This window comes from Janthinobacterium sp. SUN128, from assembly GCF_030587275.1.
Taxonomy (GTDB): Bacteria; Pseudomonadota; Gammaproteobacteria; order Burkholderiales; family Burkholderiaceae_D; genus Janthinobacterium; species Janthinobacterium lividum.
In genome coordinates this window covers 513,170-528,613 of sequence record NZ_JAPWHY010000002.1, presented here as the reverse complement: position 1 = coordinate 528,613, position 15,444 = coordinate 513,170, and the positions used below count along the sequence as shown (strand labels likewise).

17 protein-coding genes are annotated in these 15,444 nt (G+C 60.0%); 10 read left to right on the top strand and 7 right to left on the bottom strand.

Annotated elements, in window-relative coordinates:
- Nucleotides 1-32 precede the first annotated feature (32 nt).
- Entirely contained in the window at nt 33-710 is a 678-nt protein-coding gene (locus O3297_RS22290) for a DOPA 4,5-dioxygenase family protein (RefSeq protein ID WP_099395335.1), read from the top strand.
- 54 nt (nt 711-764) lie between these two features.
- Here O3297_RS22290 and O3297_RS22285 read toward each other — a convergent pair whose 3' ends face one another.
- The 4 genes from O3297_RS22285 to O3297_RS22270 all read right to left on the bottom strand — a co-directional run bounded on the left by O3297_RS22285 (nt 765) and on the right by O3297_RS22270 (nt 4,713).
- Complete coding sequence (locus tag O3297_RS22285; RefSeq protein ID WP_070260064.1) at nt 765-1,985, bottom strand: polyhydroxyalkanoate depolymerase; 1,221 nt, start codon at nt 1,983-1,985, stop codon at nt 765-767.
- 275 nt (nt 1,986-2,260) lie between these two features.
- Nucleotides 2,261-2,584 (bottom strand): ferredoxin FdxA, encoded by a 324-nt coding sequence (fdxA, locus tag O3297_RS22280; RefSeq protein WP_034782458.1) that lies wholly within the window; start codon nt 2,582-2,584, stop codon nt 2,261-2,263.
- 354 nt (nt 2,585-2,938) lie between these two features.
- Nucleotides 2,939-3,226, bottom strand: coding sequence for a protealysin inhibitor emfourin (locus O3297_RS22275; protein WP_305050161.1), 288 nt, complete (start codon nt 3,224-3,226; stop codon nt 2,939-2,941).
- Between the two features lie 89 nt (nt 3,227-3,315).
- The gene (locus O3297_RS22270) at nt 3,316-4,713 is read right to left on the bottom strand and encodes a hypothetical protein (protein WP_305050160.1); all 1,398 of its coding nucleotides are present in this window, start codon (nt 4,711-4,713) and stop codon (nt 3,316-3,318) included.
- Nucleotides 4,714-4,913: 200 nt separating this feature from the next.
- Here O3297_RS22270 and O3297_RS22265 point away from each other — a divergent pair, with 200 nt between their 5' ends.
- From O3297_RS22265 to proX, 4 genes are all read left to right on the top strand, one after another.
- Nucleotides 4,914-5,198 carry a polyhydroxyalkanoic acid system family protein gene (locus tag O3297_RS22265; protein WP_070260060.1) on the top strand — a complete coding sequence of 95 codons (285 nt, stop codon included), beginning with the start codon at nt 4,914-4,916 and terminating at the stop codon, nt 5,196-5,198.
- A 583-nt stretch (nt 5,199-5,781) separates the two neighbouring features.
- The gene (proV, locus tag O3297_RS22260; RefSeq protein WP_099379417.1) at nt 5,782-7,014 is read left to right on the top strand and encodes a glycine betaine/L-proline ABC transporter ATP-binding protein ProV; all 1,233 of its coding nucleotides are present in this window, start codon (nt 5,782-5,784) and stop codon (nt 7,012-7,014) included.
- Complete coding sequence (proW, locus tag O3297_RS22255; RefSeq protein ID WP_034782464.1) at nt 7,011-8,114, top strand: glycine betaine/L-proline ABC transporter permease ProW; 1,104 nt, start codon at nt 7,011-7,013, stop codon at nt 8,112-8,114. Before proV ends, proW begins: the two co-directional genes overlap by 4 nt.
- 12 nt (nt 8,115-8,126) lie before the next feature.
- Nucleotides 8,127-9,185, top strand: a complete 1,059-nt coding sequence (gene proX / locus O3297_RS22250) for a glycine betaine/L-proline ABC transporter substrate-binding protein ProX (protein WP_211551546.1) — start codon at nt 8,127-8,129, stop codon at nt 9,183-9,185.
- Nucleotides 9,186-9,277: 92 nt separating this feature from the next.
- Here the strand turns inward: proX and O3297_RS22245 are convergent, their stop codons facing one another.
- The 3 genes from O3297_RS22245 to O3297_RS22235 form a co-directional block, all read right to left on the bottom strand.
- Nucleotides 9,278-9,748 (bottom strand): GNAT family N-acetyltransferase, encoded by a 471-nt coding sequence (locus tag O3297_RS22245; RefSeq protein ID WP_305050158.1) that lies wholly within the window; start codon nt 9,746-9,748, stop codon nt 9,278-9,280.
- 42 nt (nt 9,749-9,790) lie between these two features.
- Nucleotides 9,791-10,045 (bottom strand): acyl-CoA-binding protein, encoded by a 255-nt coding sequence (locus O3297_RS22240; protein ID WP_034782468.1) that lies wholly within the window; start codon nt 10,043-10,045, stop codon nt 9,791-9,793.
- A 200-nt stretch (nt 10,046-10,245) separates the two neighbouring features.
- On the bottom strand, nt 10,246-10,602 hold the full coding sequence (locus O3297_RS22235) for an FKBP-type peptidyl-prolyl cis-trans isomerase (RefSeq protein WP_034782471.1): 357 nt from the start codon (nt 10,600-10,602) through the stop codon (nt 10,246-10,248).
- Nucleotides 10,603-10,799: 197 nt separating this feature from the next.
- Here O3297_RS22235 and O3297_RS22230 point away from each other — a divergent pair, with 197 nt between their 5' ends.
- From O3297_RS22230 to O3297_RS22210, 5 genes are read left to right on the top strand one after another with little or no spacing between them, the layout of a single operon-like run.
- Complete coding sequence (locus O3297_RS22230; protein ID WP_070260058.1) at nt 10,800-11,771, top strand: cytochrome D1 domain-containing protein; 972 nt, start codon at nt 10,800-10,802, stop codon at nt 11,769-11,771.
- A 14-nt stretch (nt 11,772-11,785) separates the two neighbouring features.
- Complete coding sequence (locus O3297_RS22225; protein ID WP_305050156.1) at nt 11,786-12,595, top strand: polysaccharide deacetylase family protein; 810 nt, start codon at nt 11,786-11,788, stop codon at nt 12,593-12,595.
- Nucleotides 12,592-13,632 (top strand): sterol desaturase family protein, encoded by a 1,041-nt coding sequence (locus O3297_RS22220; RefSeq protein WP_305050155.1) that lies wholly within the window; start codon nt 12,592-12,594, stop codon nt 13,630-13,632. The genes O3297_RS22225 and O3297_RS22220 overlap by 4 nt, the downstream gene beginning before the upstream one ends.
- Entirely contained in the window at nt 13,632-14,459 is an 828-nt protein-coding gene (locus O3297_RS22215) for an EI24 domain-containing protein (protein WP_305050154.1), read from the top strand. The genes O3297_RS22220 and O3297_RS22215 overlap by 1 nt, the downstream gene beginning before the upstream one ends.
- Nucleotides 14,460-14,490: 31 nt before the next feature.
- Nucleotides 14,491-15,276 carry a molybdopterin-binding protein gene (locus tag O3297_RS22210; protein WP_176374799.1) on the top strand — a complete coding sequence of 262 codons (786 nt, stop codon included), beginning with the start codon at nt 14,491-14,493 and terminating at the stop codon, nt 15,274-15,276.
- Nucleotides 15,277-15,444: the final 168 nt, after the last annotated feature.

Below are 15,444 nucleotides of genomic sequence, written 5' to 3'. Positions count from 1 at the left end.
CTCCGTACTTATCATCAAGAACAGGAATTGACATGTCTGACAACACTCAACACGCGGCCATCGACCTGGAATGGGCCAATCTTCTTTCTCCGCAGCGCCGCACGGTCTTGCGCGGCGGCGGCCTGGTGGCGGCATTGGCCGCTTCCGGCCTGACCGGCACAGCCCTGGCGCAGGAGGCCAAACCGTCGCGTGTGAAGCCAGCGCCCGGCAAGAGCCCGTGGGGCGATCATACGGACAAGGCGCCCACACCGCGCCCCGTCAGCGTGCGGCCCGGCGAGGAAACCTTGCCGTCGACACCGCGCGCCTACACGGATATCGAGAGCTATCACGCGCATATCTATTTTGACGAAGACAGTTACCAGAAAGCGGCGCTGATACGCAAGTGGGCGGCCGAGCGCTTCCAGATCGAGCTGGGCGACTGGAATCTGGAGCCGCGCGGCCCGCACGTGACGCCGTCGTTTTATTTTGGTTTTACCAATGATCTGCTGCCCGTGATCGTGCCGTGGCTGCAGCTGAACAGCCTGGGCCTGACGATACTGATCCACCCGAATACGGAAGATCCGCGCGCTGACCACCTGTATTACGCGCTGTGGGTAAACCGCTCGCAGCCTGTGAATGGCTATGCGATGAAGAAGCCGGGACCGGGCGAGCCGAGAGTCGAGCAGATCTTTGTCAATACGCGTCCGACGGTGAAAATCGAGCGCGCATGAAAAAAAGCCACACCAGTGTGAACTGGGGTGGCTTTTTGATGGATATGCCGTGTATTAGCCGTGTTTCTGGATGAATTCGCCGATTTTCGGGCAAATGATCTCGCGCCAGCGGCGGCCCGAGAAGATGCCGTAATGGCCGCATTTCGGCGCCACGAAGTCTTGTTGCATCTCGGCAGGGATGCCGGAACACAAGTCATGCGCCGCCTGCGTCTGGCCGGCACCGGAAATGTCGTCCAGTTCGCCTTCCACGGTGAACAGCGCCACATTCGTGATGTCTTGCGGACGCACCAGCTGGCCGCCCACTTTCCACGTGCCCATCGGCAGGCTGAATTCCTGGAAAACCGTTTTAATGGTTTCCAAGTAGTACTCGGCCGGCATGTCCAGTACGGCGTTGTACTCGTTGTAGAACTGGCGGTGGCCTTCCGCCGGCTCGTCGTCGCCCGTCACCAGGTGCATGTAGAACTCGCGGTGGCTTTGCGCGTGACGGCCCGGGTTCATGGCGATGAAGCCGGCATGCTGCAGGAAGCCCGGATACACCTTGCGGCCAAAGCCCGGGTAGTTCGGCGGCACCGCGTAGATCACGGTGTTTTCAAACCATGAGAATTTCTTTTCCGTCGCCAGGTTGTTCACTTGCGTGGGCGAGCGGCGCGGGTCGATCGGGCCGCCCATCATCGTCATGGTTTTCGGCATGTGCGGATCTTTGGCTGTCGCCATCAGCGAGATGGCGGCCAGCACGGGCACGGTCGGTTGACAGACGGAAATAACGTGCAAGTCAGGCGCCAGCAGGCGGATGAATTCCTGCACATAATAAATGTAGTCATCCAGGTGGAACGGGCCTTCCGTCAGCGGTACCATGCGCGCGTCCGTCCAGTCGGTGATGTAGACATCGTGCTCGGCCAGCAAGCCGCGCACGGTATCGCGCAGCAGGGTCGAGTGGTGACCGGACAGGGGGGCAACCAGCAAAACTTTGGGCTGTTGCAAGCCAGTGGCTTCTTTTTTGAAGTGAATCAGGCGGCAAAACGGTTTTGTCACGACAACGTGTTCGCGGATGTCGACGCTCTCGCCTTGGACGAGAACGGATTGGATGTCGAATTGTGGTTTTTCGTAGTCTTTGCCAAGGCGGTACATCAGCTCGTAGCCGGCTGCGATGCGTTGCGAAAACGGGGTGTGGGCCAGTGGAGAAACCGGGTTGGTAAATAACTTGGAGGACATGTCTGCCCATTGCATCACCGGAGTGAGGAAAGAGCGTTGCAGTTCGTGCAGTTGGTAAAGCATATAGAGTCCTTGTTTAATTCCAAGCGCCAATATCGGCTCAAATATCATAATCCAATTCTACGATATTTGTTGAGGACAAAATGTGCTTTACCACGCACAGGTCCACAGTTTGCGCTTTGGTGTGACAGCGCGCCACACTTGCGTGGATAGAGCTGCAACGATGCTTTAAAAGCAAAAAAAGCAGCGTTTCCGCTGCTTTTCTTCTGTTTTTTCGCCGCCCCGCCCCTGCGGAGAAGAGTCTCTCCGCCAGAGCGGCCGCGGCAAGTGCCGTGCGCTTAGCGCACCAGCATGTCGAGCTTGTCCTTCACGTCCTTGAATTGCTCGGCTTCCGGCAAGGCAGCCTTCGTCTTGGTGATCGAAGGCCAGTTACGGGCCAGATCGACGTTGATCTTGATGAAGGCTTGCTGGTCGCCCGGCACGTCTTCTTCCGCGAAAATCGCGTTCACCGGGCACTCTGCCACGCAGACTGCGCAGTCAATACATTCGTCCGGATCGATTGCCAGGAAGTTCGGGCCTTCCCGGAAACAATCTACCGGGCAGACATCGACGCAGTCGGTATAGCGACAGGCGATGCAGGATTCGGTGACAACGTGGGTCATAACAGTCCTATCAATTTGGGGGAGGTGCTGTAGCGCCTGCAGGAAACTCGGCGGCGCATACTAAAGCAAAGCATTGTATTTTAAGGCAATTCGCTATTTCTCACAAATCCCGCTTATATACAATACATATAAGCAAATTCATTTTTTGACGGTGCCGTTGCCGCGCAGAGCGGGTAATTCAGCGACTATCCGGGACGTTGCCATAAAGAACGCGGCAAGAAAGCGACAGTCACCCGATGCGGCAGGGGGGCAGGGTGGGTGGTGTGCTGGCTTGCCGTGTGGTGTTTTTGTTTTACTCAAATCAAGACCGGCACAAAATAAGCGCCGGAACAATCAGGCCAAGTGCCGGAACATTCAGGCGCTGGCGCGTATCTGCGTCAGTAACTGTTGCCAACGTGCATTTTCAGCACTGCCATCCTCGGCAAATGTGATGGTGCGGTGCGCGGTGGGCGCGTCGACGGTGATCTGCCATTGGGGGATATCGGCCCCCACCTGCTGGCCCGTCGCCTGCGAGTGCGTGAAAAAGCCGCTGCTGGCCAATGCCGCTTCCAGTCCGGGGCCGGCCGGATGGGCTTGCGTATCGATGTCGTACTGTTCGCTCAGGCCGGCAAAGCCGCCGTTGCTGCGGGCTGAAATTTTCATGCTGCTCCTTCTGGTGGACGGTGGTGGGGACGTGGTGCGGCATGTCATCGCCTGCTGTCGACTGTTGACTGGCTTGCGGCGTATGGCATTTATCGGGGCGCGTAGCTGCGGCACCAGGCCGCCAGCGCTTCGCGCTCCGCTTCCAGCAAGTGGTCCGATTCGCTGTATTCCGCATGGTTCATGGTACCGCAGCAGGCGCGCCTGTCTTGCACGGCACCCTCGTCATCGACGATGCCTGCGGCAAAGGTCATTTGCCCATCCTCCGTCATGGCATTGTTCTTGAGCACTTCGCGCACGGTAAAGCTGTTGCGGATGAAGTCCAGGTAGGCGGTATAGCCGTCGGCCTGCGCCAGGGTCAGCATCTGGCCGGCCACGTCGGCATACGTGGCCGCATGGTCGGGAGACGCCACCAGGGCGCGCAAGACTAGGCTGCGCAGGTAGTCGCCGCAGCGGTGCAGCACGGCAGCGTCGTCTTCCAGCTGGGGTTGGCGTTCATGGGCAAAGATGTCGGCCAGGATGTCGTAGATGGCGCCTGTAAACACTTGCGAGATGGCGTGCACTTCCGTGCCTGCCTCCGACAATTTGATGTCATTGTCGGCATTGCGCAAACCGTTAGGCCGGCCTAGCGCCAGACCGAACTGTTCCGCCAGGTCGGCCAGGAAGGTTTTGTCGTGCAGATCGGACTTGGTTTGCGCGATCACGGCTTCGACCTGGTCCAGCTGCGACAGGGCCAGGAAGATGGCCGTCAGGTCGCCGAACGATTCGTGCAAGCCGCCCGTCTGCGGCGGGTTATTGTTGAGCAGCCAATTCGGTTTGAGGCCATCGAGGATGGCATGCCCAGTTTCATGCGAGACGATGTCGAGCGAACGGCAGGTATAGACGCGCTCGGTGGCGCCGCTGGGAATGAAATCGCCGAACTTGAGGGCCTTGTCGCTGCGGCTGTAGTACGCATTCATGACATTGGGCAAGCCGTGCGGAAACACGCGCAGCGGGGCCGTATTGCTGGCGCTATTCCATTGCCAGGGCAGGGGCGAGGCCGTGCCGTTGCTGGCCAGCGCGCGCTGGTACATGGTGAGCGTCATGCGCACGATGGCAAACGTGTGCACGGCGTCGAACTGGTCGGTATTGGGCGAGACGATGAAGTCGCCAAAGGCGTTCGGGCTGACCTGGGCGATGCCCGGCTCGCCAAAGGTGATGCGTGCATCGCGCGGGCCTTGCAGGGTCAGGCCGGCGAGGAAGGTCTTGCGCGTGCCCAGCTCGCTCACGGACGGGTCTTGCTTCCAGATCAGCACGCGCGAACCGACAGGCACGGCGGCCAGGTTGCGGACCGTGGCGTCCGTCAGGCGGGGCGGACCCGGCTGCAGGGTCAGTTGCGCATTCTTGCGGTGCAGGCGGTAGGGCGCCGAGGGGGTAGGGACGTAGCCGACGGGCAGGGACACGCATTTGGTCAGCACGGCTTCGACCGGCACGATGACTTTCTGGTCCATGGTAGCTCTCCAAGACACTCGCAACTGGAATGGAGATAGTCGGCCCGCTTCGGTGGTTTCAGTTTGATGCGGCGCAAGTGCGGCGCAGGAAAACGCGGTTTTTTCTGCGTGCCGGCGCCACCGATGGCCGCGGCTGCCGCATGGCGGCTGGTATGATGCTGGCCGTATTGCCCCCGTTTTTATAATAAAAGGATCGTTTGATGGCGGATATAAATATAGTTCAGCAACATAAGCTGACAGCAGAAAAGGCGCGCCAAGCGGCGCAGCAAGTGGCCGACAAGCTGGCCCAGGAATATGACCTGGCGTGCGCCTGGGATGGCGACGTGCTGCGTTTCGAGCGCAGCGGCGTCGACGGATCGCTGACCCTGGAAAAAGAGCAGGCGCAACTGCAAATCAAGCTGGGTTTCATGCTGAGCGCCTTCGCCTCCACGATTGAAGGCAAGATTGCCGAGAAGATGCGCAAGGTATTTACCGAGCCGGCTTGACGGTTTCGCACCGCTTGTCCGGCGCCAGGTTTGGTGCTAGGGAGCGTGTCGCAGCGATGGGCGAAAAGACGATGAAAACAAGTCTCTTTTCGCCTTTTTTACGTCTGACTGTACGCTGGCGAACATTGCTAACACATTTCTATTTGGAAAGCCATTGGACTTTGGTGGCTTTTTGCGTTATACTTGAGTCATATTTACAACAGCTACACCGCGTTTCACCTTCTGCTTCGCAGTACTCCCCACTCGCTGAGTGGTGAATAATTCTTCGGGTTTTACACCCGCATCCAGTTAAAAGTAGCTTGGTCGATTTTTTTTTCGGTCAAATACATTTGGTGCCATGTATTTGCATGGCGCTAGCGTTGTTAAAAGTCCTGAACCACAGCCTCTTTTAGCACGCACACGGCACCCCGGCACCGGCTTTGGCCATCCGCTGGTCACACGCGTGTCACCCCCTGTTTCCTGTCGCTCCCGTGCGCTTTGTGCGCCGTGGCGTAGCCGACGCAACAGGGTTTGCTGATTCCCGCCGCAAGCTAGCAGCTTGCTGGGTTTCATTCCATTCGTCAAATCGAGGGAGAACCACATCGTGGCAAAACAAATCATTATCGACCATGTGTTCAAAGTGTTCGGCGACAAGCCAGAAGAAGCACTTGAACTCGTCCATCAAGGCGCCAGCAAGCAGGATATCCTGGCCAAGACGGACTGCACCATCGGCGTTTTCGACGCCACCTTTACCATTGAAGCGGGCGAGATCTTCGTCATCATGGGCCTGTCCGGTTCGGGCAAGTCGACCTTGGTGCGCATGCTGAACCGCCTGATCGAGCCGACCGCCGGCCGCATCCTGATCGACGGCAACGACATCAATACCTTGCCGGACGCCCAGCTGCGTGCCCTGCGCCGCAAGGATATCAGCATGGTGTTCCAGTCGTTCGCGCTGCTGCCGCAAATTACCGTGCTCGACAACACTGCCTTCGGCATGGAGCTGGCCGGCATGCCCAAGGCCGAGCGCCATGCGCTGGCCCAGCAAGCGCTGGAGCAAGTGGGCCTGGATGGCTACGGCGCCAGCTATCCCGACGAATTGTCGGGCGGCATGCAGCAGCGCGTGGGCCTGGCCCGTGCGCTGGCTTGCGATCCATCGATTTTGCTGATGGATGAAGCATTTTCCGCGCTCGATCCGATTATTCGTACGGAAATGCAATCGGAACTGCTGCGCTTGCAGCAAATCAAGCGCCGGACCATCGTCTTCATTTCGCATGATCTCGACGAAGCCATGCGCATCGGCGACCGCGTCGCCATCATGAAAGACGGCCACGTGGTGCAAGTGGGCACGCCGGAAGAGATTTTGCGCAAGCCTGCCAACGATTACGTGCGCAATTTCGTGCGCGGCGTGGATGCGGCGGCCGTGTTCAAGGCCAGCGATATTGCCCGCAAGAGCCAGATCGTCGTGTCCGAGTCGCCGAGCCGCGGTTCGCGCGCCGCGCTGTCGATGCTGGAAGAGCAGGATCGCGCCTTTGCGTATGTCGTCAATCCGCAGCGCAAGTTCCTCGGCGTCGTCTCGGCCGATTCGCTGCGCAGTGCGCTCGACGGCCATGTGGGACCGCTGGGCCTGGCGCATGCCTATCTGCCCGACGTGCAGACCATCAATGCAGATGAACCAGTCGCCGGCCTGTTCGGCCAGGTGGCGCAGCTGCCTTACGCCGTCCCTGTGGTGGCCAATGACGGCAGCTTCCGCGGTGCCATCAGCAAGACGACCTTGCTGAAGTTCCTCGACCGCGACACGCCAGCCATAGCCGAACAACAACAGAAAGGACAAGCATGAACCCAAGCACCGTTTCCACAGTAGAACCTGTTGTTGAACAGGCCGCCCAAATCAATCCCTGGGCGCTGACGCCGCCCACCGATGCCAGCACCGCGTGGCTGGACGCCGCCGCGCCTGCCGTGCAGCCGGAACATGCGAGCGGCTTTCACCTGACACAGATCTTCGACGGCTCGCTGCCGCTGGAAAGCTGGATCAACCAGGGTCTGGGCTGGGTTGTCGCGCATTTCCGTCCTTTCTTCCAGGCCGTGCGTGCGCCGATCGACAGCGTGCTGTCCGGCGTGGAAGGCGTGCTGCTGGCGGCCCCGTCGCTGACGGTGATCGCCATCATCGGCTTGCTGGCGTGGCAATTTACCAGCCGTACCCTGGCCATCGGTACCGTGCTGGCGCTGCTGGTGGTGTCGATGCTGGGCATCTGGCCGGAAGCCATGACCACCCTGTCGCTGGTATTGACGTCGCTGGCTTTCTGTCTGGCCATCGGCTTGCCGCTGGGTATTTTCCTTGCCAGCAGCGACCGCGCGCAGAATATCCTGCGTCCCCTGCTGGACGCCATGCAGACGACGCCTGCCTTCGTCTACCTGGTGCCCGTGGTGATGCTGTTTGGTATCGGTAATGCGCCAGGCGTGATCGTGACGATCATCTTTGCCCTGCCGCCGCTGGTGCGTTTGACCAACCTCGGTATCCGCCAGGTGCGTCCCGACCTGATCGAAGCGGCCCGCGCCTATGGCGCCTCGCCGTGGCAGCTGCTGACTCGCGTGCAATTTCCGCTGGCCATGCCGTCCATCATGGCCGGTATCAACCAGTCGCTGATGCTGTCGCTGTCGATGGTCGTGATCGCCTCGATGATCGCCGTGGGTGGCCTGGGCCAGATGGTATTGCGCGGCATTGGTCGCCTGGACATGGGCCTGGCAACCGTGGGTGGCCTGGGCATCGTGCTGCTGGCCATCACCCTGGACCGATTGACGCAAGCGATGGGCCAGCCACGCCGTGGCGTGCGCCATTGGTACCAGACGGGTCCTGCCGGTTTCGTGCTGCGCCTGGTGCGCGGCAACACGGACAAAAATAATGTTGAACAGCAAGCAACGCTGGCCAACGCACAATAAGAAAGGATTTACATGCATCAAATCGCACATTTTAAAGAGACGCAAAAATCGCAACGCAAGTTCCAGCTGTTTTCCGCCCTTGCGATCGCCGCCCTGGCCCTGACCACCAGCCTGGCCATGGCGCAGACGCCGGCCGTGGCCGCCGATGCGCTGCCCGGCAAGGGCGTCAAGGTGCAGCCGCTGCAAAGCTCGATCGCGGAAGAAACCTTCCAGACCATGCTGGTCGACAAGGCCCTGGAAAAGCTGGGCTACGAAGTGCAGCCGATCAAGGAAGTGGAGTATCCGACCGCGCATATCGCCATCGCCAACGGCGACGCCACCTTCATGGCCGTGCACTGGGATCCGATGCACAAGGATTTCTATAACAATGCGGGCGGCGACGCCAAGCTGTTGCGCACGGGCCAATACGCCGGTCCTGCCGCACAAGGTTATCTGATCGACAAGGCGACGGCCGAGAAGTACAACATCACGAATATCGACCAGTTGCGCGACCCCACCCTGGCCAAGCTGTTCGACCACGATGGCGATGGCAAGGCCGACTTGACGGGCTGCAACCCCGGCTGGGGCTGCGAAGCGCTGATCGAGAATCACATGGATGCGTATAAATTGCGCGAGACGGTGACGCACGTGCAGGGCAGCTATGCGGCCCTGATCGCCGATACCCTGGGCCGCTACAAGCGTGGCGAGTCCATCCTGTATTACACGTGGACGCCGTACTGGGTCAGTGGCGTGCTGGTGCCGGGCAAGGACGTGGTCTGGCTGAAAGTGCCATTCTCGGCCAATCCGGACAAGGTGAATACCCGCCTCGACGATGGCAGCGACTACGGTTTTGCCGTCAACACGGCGCGCATCGTGTCGAACAAGGCCTGGGCGGAGAAAAATCCCGCCGCGGCCAAGCTGTTCGAAGTGATGCAATTGCCCGTGGCGGACATCAATGCGCAGAACGAGCGCATGCGCCGCGGCGAAAACACGCAGGCCGATATCGCCCGCCATACGGCTGGCTGGATCAAGTTCCACCAGCAAAAATTTGATGGCTGGATCGCGCAAGCGCTGGCGGCGGCAAAGAAGTAAGTTTCAGCGCTACCCGGCATTGAAAGAAGTGGCTACCGATTCGGTAGCCACTTTGACGTTAACGGCCTGTTTTGGTGGTTTTTGGTGAGTTTTTAGGCCCTTTCGGCCAGTTTCAGGTGCAAAATGGGAAAAGGCTTGCCGAATGGGTCGCATTCCGAGCGGTTTTCCACGATAAAGCCCAAGTGGTGGTAAAAACCGTATGCCTGCGTATTGTGTTCGTTGACGTCGACGGCCGTGGCGCCCAGGGCCGCGATGGCGTGACGGACCAGGGGGCGGCCGGCGCCGCTGCCCCGGTGATCCGGATGGACGAACAGCATCTCGATCTTGGCGTGCTCGACGCACAGGAAGGCATGAGCGACGCCGTCATCGGCGCGCAGCACGTGCAGCAGGCTTGCTGCCGTCACCCTGGCCAGCTCATCGCGGACGAAGGGCGTCAGGAAGGCGATATCGCTATCGGCGAGAAAATCGTGGGTGGCGCGTACGGACAGGTGCCAGACGTCGAACAAACGGGGCAGGTCGGCGGCATGGGCCAGCGAAACCCGGGAAATCGGTGATGGTGTCATGCAGAAATTATACTGCCCCGGCAAGTGCCGGGGCAGGGGGGATCAGTCCTTCAAGTCTTCGATCAGGTCGATGTATTGCTGTTGCGCCTCTTCCTTCGAGGTGCCGGCCAGGGCCGCCCAGGCGTCGAACTTGGCGCGGTTGACGAAGTCGGTCATGCCAGGACGCTCGCCCGTGGCGTCGCCGCTCGAGGCTTGCTTGAACAAGGCATAGATTTTCAACAAGGTCATATTGTCCGGACGCTCGGACAGGGTCTTGGAATCGAGCTGCGCTTGTTCGAATTGCTCTTGTAAACTCATGATGGCTCCTGTGTGCTGATGGAATCGCTGGAAAAGTGCGGCAGGCCCGGCGGAGTGGCCACCGTGCGTGCTGCAGTGCGTGACATCATAGTGAAAAAAGCGCGCCGTGCATTAGAGGACACACTCAAAACAAAAACGCCGCCGCTGCGTGAACAGGGGCGGCGTCTGGTACAGTCGCTTGCGCGCTGCGCAGTCTGTTCTTATACGCCCAGCAGTTCAACGTCGAAAATCAGGGTGGCGTTCGGTGGAATCACGCCGCCGGCGCCGCGTGCGCCATAGCCCAGTGCTGCAGGGATGATCAGCTGGCGCTTGCCGCCCACTTTCATGCCTTGCACGCCTTCGTCCCAGCCTTGAATGACGCGGCCGGCGCCCAGCGGGAATTCGAATGGATCGTTGCGGTCCTTGCTCGAGTCAAATTTCGCGCCGGCGCTGCCGTCGTCGTTTTGCAGCCAGCCCGTGTAATGCACGACAACATTGTTGCCGGCTTGCGCTTCAGCGCCTTCGCCAACGGTGGTATCGATGTATTGCAGGCCGGAAGCGGTAGTGGTGGTGGTCATGATAATCCTTGTGTAGGCGATGAAAGCTTCAGATTGTAGAGCAATGAGTTGCAAAGCGCCATTCCAGGCCCGGCGCAGGGAAAAACCAGAAATTACGACGATGTGTGGCTGCCGGTCGCATTTAAGGGGGGATTTAACACAATAAATACAGTGTTCCACGTAAAATGCATGTTTTGTATTTAACAGTGATTTCTTCCATGTTCCGCAGTCTATGCCGCCTTGTTTTTTCCTCGCTGTGCCTGGTTTCCGCAATATCGACGGCGCAAGCCGAAGTGGTGGTGGTGCTCAATTCCCGTGATGCTACGGTGCAACTGCTGGACCAGAAAACCTATGCTCCCCTGTCTACCTTTGCTGTCGGCAAGGAACCGCACCATCTGATGGAAACGCCGGACGGCAAGTCGCTGATCGTCGCCAGTTCCGTCGGCAACGAGCTGATTTTCCTCGACCCTGTCTCGGGCCAGATCCAGCGCCGCATCAGCAATATCCTCGATCCTTACCAGATCGGCTTTTCGCCGGACCAGAAGTGGTTCATTTCGAATTCGCTGCGCCTGGACCGCATCGACCTGTATCGCTACGACGGCAAGAACCTGACCCTGGCCAAGCGCATCCCGCTGCCGAAGTTGCCCAGCCACATGGCGTTTACGGCCGACAGCACCATGGCTTTCATCACGCAGCAGGGCAGCAACCAGGTCAGCGCCATCGACCTGGCCACGCAAACCGTGAAATGGACCATGCCCGTCGGTCCGGCGCCAGCCGGCATCACCATGACGCCCGATGGCAAGCATTTGCTGGTCGGCATCATGGGCAGCGATTATGTGGAAGTGATCGACTGGCGCACGCAAAAGACCGTCAAGCGCATCAAGGCGGGCGCCGGCACGCATAATTTCCGCGCGCTGGGGGACAACCGCATGACGTTCGTCTCGAACCGCGTGTCGAACACGATCAACATCATCGACCAGAAAACCCTGGAAAACGTGGGCACCATCAATGTGCCGGGCGGCCCGGACTGCATGGAAATCACGCCCGATGGCAAGACCATGTGGGTGACCCTGCGCTGGATCAAGAAAGTGGCCGTGATCGACCTGACGACGCGCAAGGTCATCAAGACCATACCGGTGGGCCGCTCGCCCCATGGCGTGTATTTCGCCACCCACTCGCCGCGCATGTGATGGCGGGTGTGCTGATGAAACGTCTGATTCCCGCGTGCCACGTGCCCGTCATGCTGTTGTGCGCCAGCGCCATGCTGTCGCCCGCGCAGGCCGCCGCACCTGTTGCCCCTGCCGCCTGCAAGGGCACCATCTACATGACCTTCGACACGGGCAGCCAGTCGCAAGCGCAACTGATCGCCGACGTGCTGAATCAACGCCATGTGAAGGCAACTTTCTTCCTCGCCAATGAAAAGACCACGCGCGGCGATTATTCGCTCGATGCCTCGTGGGCGCCGTACTGGAAAGCTCGAGTCGCTGAAGGCCATGCGTTCGGCACGCATACGTTTGACCATGTGTACTGGAAGAAGGATCTGGCCAACGGCTTGATCCAGGTCAAGCCTCAGTTTGGCAAGGATGGCGGCAAGCTGGCGTCGTTCACGGATAAACAGTTCTGCGAGGAATTGCGCCGCGTCGATACGCGCTTCCAGGAACTGACCGGGCACAAGCTCGACCCATTCTGGCGTGCGCCGGGCGGCTACACGTCGCCGCGCACCCTGGCGGCCGGCAGCGCCTGCGGCTACCAGCATGCGGGCTGGGCGCCGGCGGGGTATTCCGGCGATGAGCTGCCCAGCGACAAGTATCCGAACGCCATGTTGCTGAAAAAAGCGCTGGCGAACTTGCGCAGCGGCGATATTTTCATTTCGCATATGGGCATCTGGTCGCGCAAGGATGCGTGGGCGCCCGCCAACCTGGACGCCTTGATTTCCGGCTTGCAAGACAAAGGGTTCTGCTTTGCCACCCTGCGCGAGCATCCTGCCTACGCGCAGAAGAAGGGCCAGCCATGATCGCCGCCGACATCCTCGGCCACGTCACTCCCGTCATCGACGCCGTCGTCGACGCCTTTGGCGTGGCGCAAGGCTGGCTGTTCCAGACCATCGTGAACCCCCTCGTGTATCAACTGGGCTTTGGCGAATTCACGGAAGAAGCGTTCGAGGGCACGGAGTGGCTGCTGATCGGCCTGTGCGAACTGGTGCTGCTGTTTCTCGTGCTGCGCCCGCTTGAAGCCTTGATTCCCGCGCAAAAGATCACCGACCCGCGCGCCCGCTGGAACGATTTTATCTACACCGTGCTGCACCGCATCGGCCTGTTTTCTGTCGTGGTCTTCTTCACGCTCGATCCGCTGATGGATGCATTGGCGGGCGCCTTGCGTTTCGACAATATTCATCCCCTGAACCTGGAATCGCTGTTGCCCGGCATCAGTCCCTTGCTCAGTTTTATCATTTATTTTGTGATACTGGACTTCGTCGACTATTGCTACCACCGGGCCTCGCACCATTTCGGCTGGTGGTGGGGCTTGCACAGCCTGCATCACAGCCAGCAAAACATGAACTTGTGGAGCGATGACCGCAATCACCTGCTCGATGATTTCCTGCGCGACGTGGTGATGGCCCTGGTGGCGCTCGGTATCGGCGTGCCGCCGGGCCAGTATGTGCTGCTGGTGTCGATTTCGCGCATTCTGCAAAGCTTGCAGCATGCAAATGTGAGGATACACTTCGGCCGCATCGGCGAGCGGCTGCTGATCTCGCCCCGTTTTCACCGCACGCACCATGCCATCGGCGTGGGGCACGAGTCGAAAGGCAAGGGCAGCATGGGCGGTTGCAACTTCGGCGTGGTCTTGCCGATTTGGGATATGCTGCTGGGCACCGCGAATTTCTCGGCCGGCTATGCGCGCACGGGCGTGCGCGACCAGCTGGCCCGTATCGATAGCAAGGGCATGGGCCGGCCGGGGCGCAGCTATGGCCACGGCTTCTGGCAGCAGCAATGGCTGGGCCTGCGCCGCATGGTGGAATTTGCAAGAATTAAACGAAAAGGACGCCGTTGATGCGTAATGTGTTGAATTCGTATGGCCGTGCTTTCCTGTCGCAATTGCACGGCAGGATATTGCTGCTGAGCGTGGCGCCGTTCATCCTGTCGCTGGTGCTGTGGGGCGGACTGCTGTATGTGGGCTTGCAGCCGCTGATCGACAGCCTGCATGCGCTGTTTACGCAGTACGATTTCTTCCGCACCAGCGGGCAGGTGCTGTCCACCTTTGGCCTGGGCGTGCTGAAGGCCGTGATCGTGCCGCTGATCGCCATGTTCATGCTGCTGCCGCTGATGATCCTGACGGCGCTGATCTTCATGGGCCTGTTCGCCATGCCGGCCATTGGCCGCCATATCGGCGGTCGGCACTTTCCTGAGCTGGAAAAGAAACATGGCGGCAGCCTGCTGGGCAGCGTGGGGACGTCCCTGGCCACCTTTTTGCTGTTCATCATCGCCTGGGTGATCATGCTGCCCCTGTACGCGTTTCCGCCGGCCGCGCTGGCGGGACAAGCCGTGCTGTGGGGCTGGCTGACCTACCGCGTGATGGCGTATGACGCCATGGCCGACTACGCCAGCGCGGACGAACGCCACGCCATCATGCGCACGCAGCGCTGGCCCCTGCTGGCCATCGGCATGGTGTCCGGCGCGGCCGGCGCCGTGCCGGGCATGCTGTGGATGGGCGGCGTGATGTCGGTGGTGTTCTTCCCCTTCCTGGCGGCGTTCGCCATCTGGCTGTATGTGCTGATCTTTATCTTCACGGGCCTGTGGTTCCAGTATTACTGCCTGGAAGCACTGTCGCGTTTGCGGGGCGTACGCGGCATGACCGACGTGGCGCCGGCGGACGCCTGAGTATTTTTATCGAATTCTACGAGGGAGCTTCATGGCTATCGGATTGATCATCATCGGCGACGAAATCCTGTCGGGCAAGCGCACGGACCAGCATTTCCCGAAAGTAGTGAGCATGCTCAAGGCACGGGGCTTGCAGCTGAGCTGGGCGGAATACGTGGGCGACGAGCCGGCCCGCCTGGTCGCCTTGCTCAAGCGCAGCTTTGCCAGCGGCGACATCGTCTTCAGCTTTGGCGGCATCGGCGCCACGCCGGATGACCATACGCGCCAGGCGGCCGCCGATGCGCTGGGCTTGCCGCTGGTGCTGCATCCGCAGGGCAAGGTCAATATCCAGCAGCGCATCACGGAAATGGGCCTAGAGGCGGGCGTGCCGGCCGATTTGAACTCGCCGGAAAACCTGCACCGCCTGAAAATGGCGGAATTTGTCGAAGGCGCCGAGCTGATTCCGAATCCGTACAACAAGATTGCCGGCTTTGCCGTACGCGAACATTATTTCGTGCCAGGCTTTCCCGTCATGTCCTGGCCCATGATCGAATGGGTGCTCGACACGCATTATGCGCACCTGTTCAACCAGGTGCCGCATGCGGAACACGCCTTGCTCGTGTATGAAACGGCCGAATCCCTGCTGACGCCGCTGATGGTGCGCCTGGAAACAGAGTTTCCGCTGATTAAGGTGTTCAGCCTGCCCAGCGTGGGCGATGCGCAGACGCGCCGGCATATCGAACTGGGCGTCAAGGGCGAGCCCGCGCAGGCAGAGGCCGCCTTCGCGCAGATGTGCGCCGCGCTCGATACCTTGCAAGCGGAATACACCACCATCTGATATGCAGCCAGCCCGGCGCCGGCGGCTTTTTCGCCGGCGTTCAGCCCGCCTTGCATCTATGTACGCAAGCGTACATTCCAAGACGTTGTTTTTTTGCGAAAATCTTCAATGAAGCAAGATTTTTGTGTGCGCTCGTCAGTCGTTCCCATGCCGATGTGGTGGAATGGT

Coding starts and splice junctions, on each gene's coding strand:
- O3297_RS22290 (WP_099395335.1), top strand. CDS start 33: ATGTCTGACAACACTCAACACGCGGCCATCGACCTGGAATGGGCCAAT.
- O3297_RS22285 (WP_070260064.1), bottom strand. CDS start 1,985: ATGCTTTACCAACTGCACGAACTGCAACGCTCTTTCCTCACTCCGGTG.
- fdxA (WP_034782458.1), bottom strand. CDS start 2,584: ATGACCCACGTTGTCACCGAATCCTGCATCGCCTGTCGCTATACCGAC.
- O3297_RS22275 (WP_305050161.1), bottom strand. CDS start 3,226: ATGAAAATTTCAGCCCGCAGCAACGGCGGCTTTGCCGGCCTGAGCGAA.
- O3297_RS22270 (WP_305050160.1), bottom strand. CDS start 4,713: ATGGACCAGAAAGTCATCGTGCCGGTCGAAGCCGTGCTGACCAAATGC.
- O3297_RS22265 (WP_070260060.1), top strand. CDS start 4,914: ATGGCGGATATAAATATAGTTCAGCAACATAAGCTGACAGCAGAAAAG.
- proW (WP_034782464.1), top strand. CDS start 7,011: ATGAACCCAAGCACCGTTTCCACAGTAGAACCTGTTGTTGAACAGGCC.
- proX (WP_211551546.1), top strand. CDS start 8,127: ATGCATCAAATCGCACATTTTAAAGAGACGCAAAAATCGCAACGCAAG.
- O3297_RS22245 (WP_305050158.1), bottom strand. CDS start 9,748: ATGACACCATCACCGATTTCCCGGGTTTCGCTGGCCCATGCCGCCGAC.
- O3297_RS22240 (WP_034782468.1), bottom strand. CDS start 10,045: ATGAGTTTACAAGAGCAATTCGAACAAGCGCAGCTCGATTCCAAGACC.
- O3297_RS22235 (WP_034782471.1), bottom strand. CDS start 10,602: ATGACCACCACCACTACCGCTTCCGGCCTGCAATACATCGATACCACC.
- O3297_RS22230 (WP_070260058.1), top strand. CDS start 10,800: ATGTTCCGCAGTCTATGCCGCCTTGTTTTTTCCTCGCTGTGCCTGGTT.
- O3297_RS22225 (WP_305050156.1), top strand. CDS start 11,786: ATGAAACGTCTGATTCCCGCGTGCCACGTGCCCGTCATGCTGTTGTGC.
- O3297_RS22220 (WP_305050155.1), top strand. CDS start 12,592: ATGATCGCCGCCGACATCCTCGGCCACGTCACTCCCGTCATCGACGCC.
- O3297_RS22215 (WP_305050154.1), top strand. CDS start 13,632: ATGCGTAATGTGTTGAATTCGTATGGCCGTGCTTTCCTGTCGCAATTG.
- O3297_RS22210 (WP_176374799.1), top strand. CDS start 14,491: ATGGCTATCGGATTGATCATCATCGGCGACGAAATCCTGTCGGGCAAG.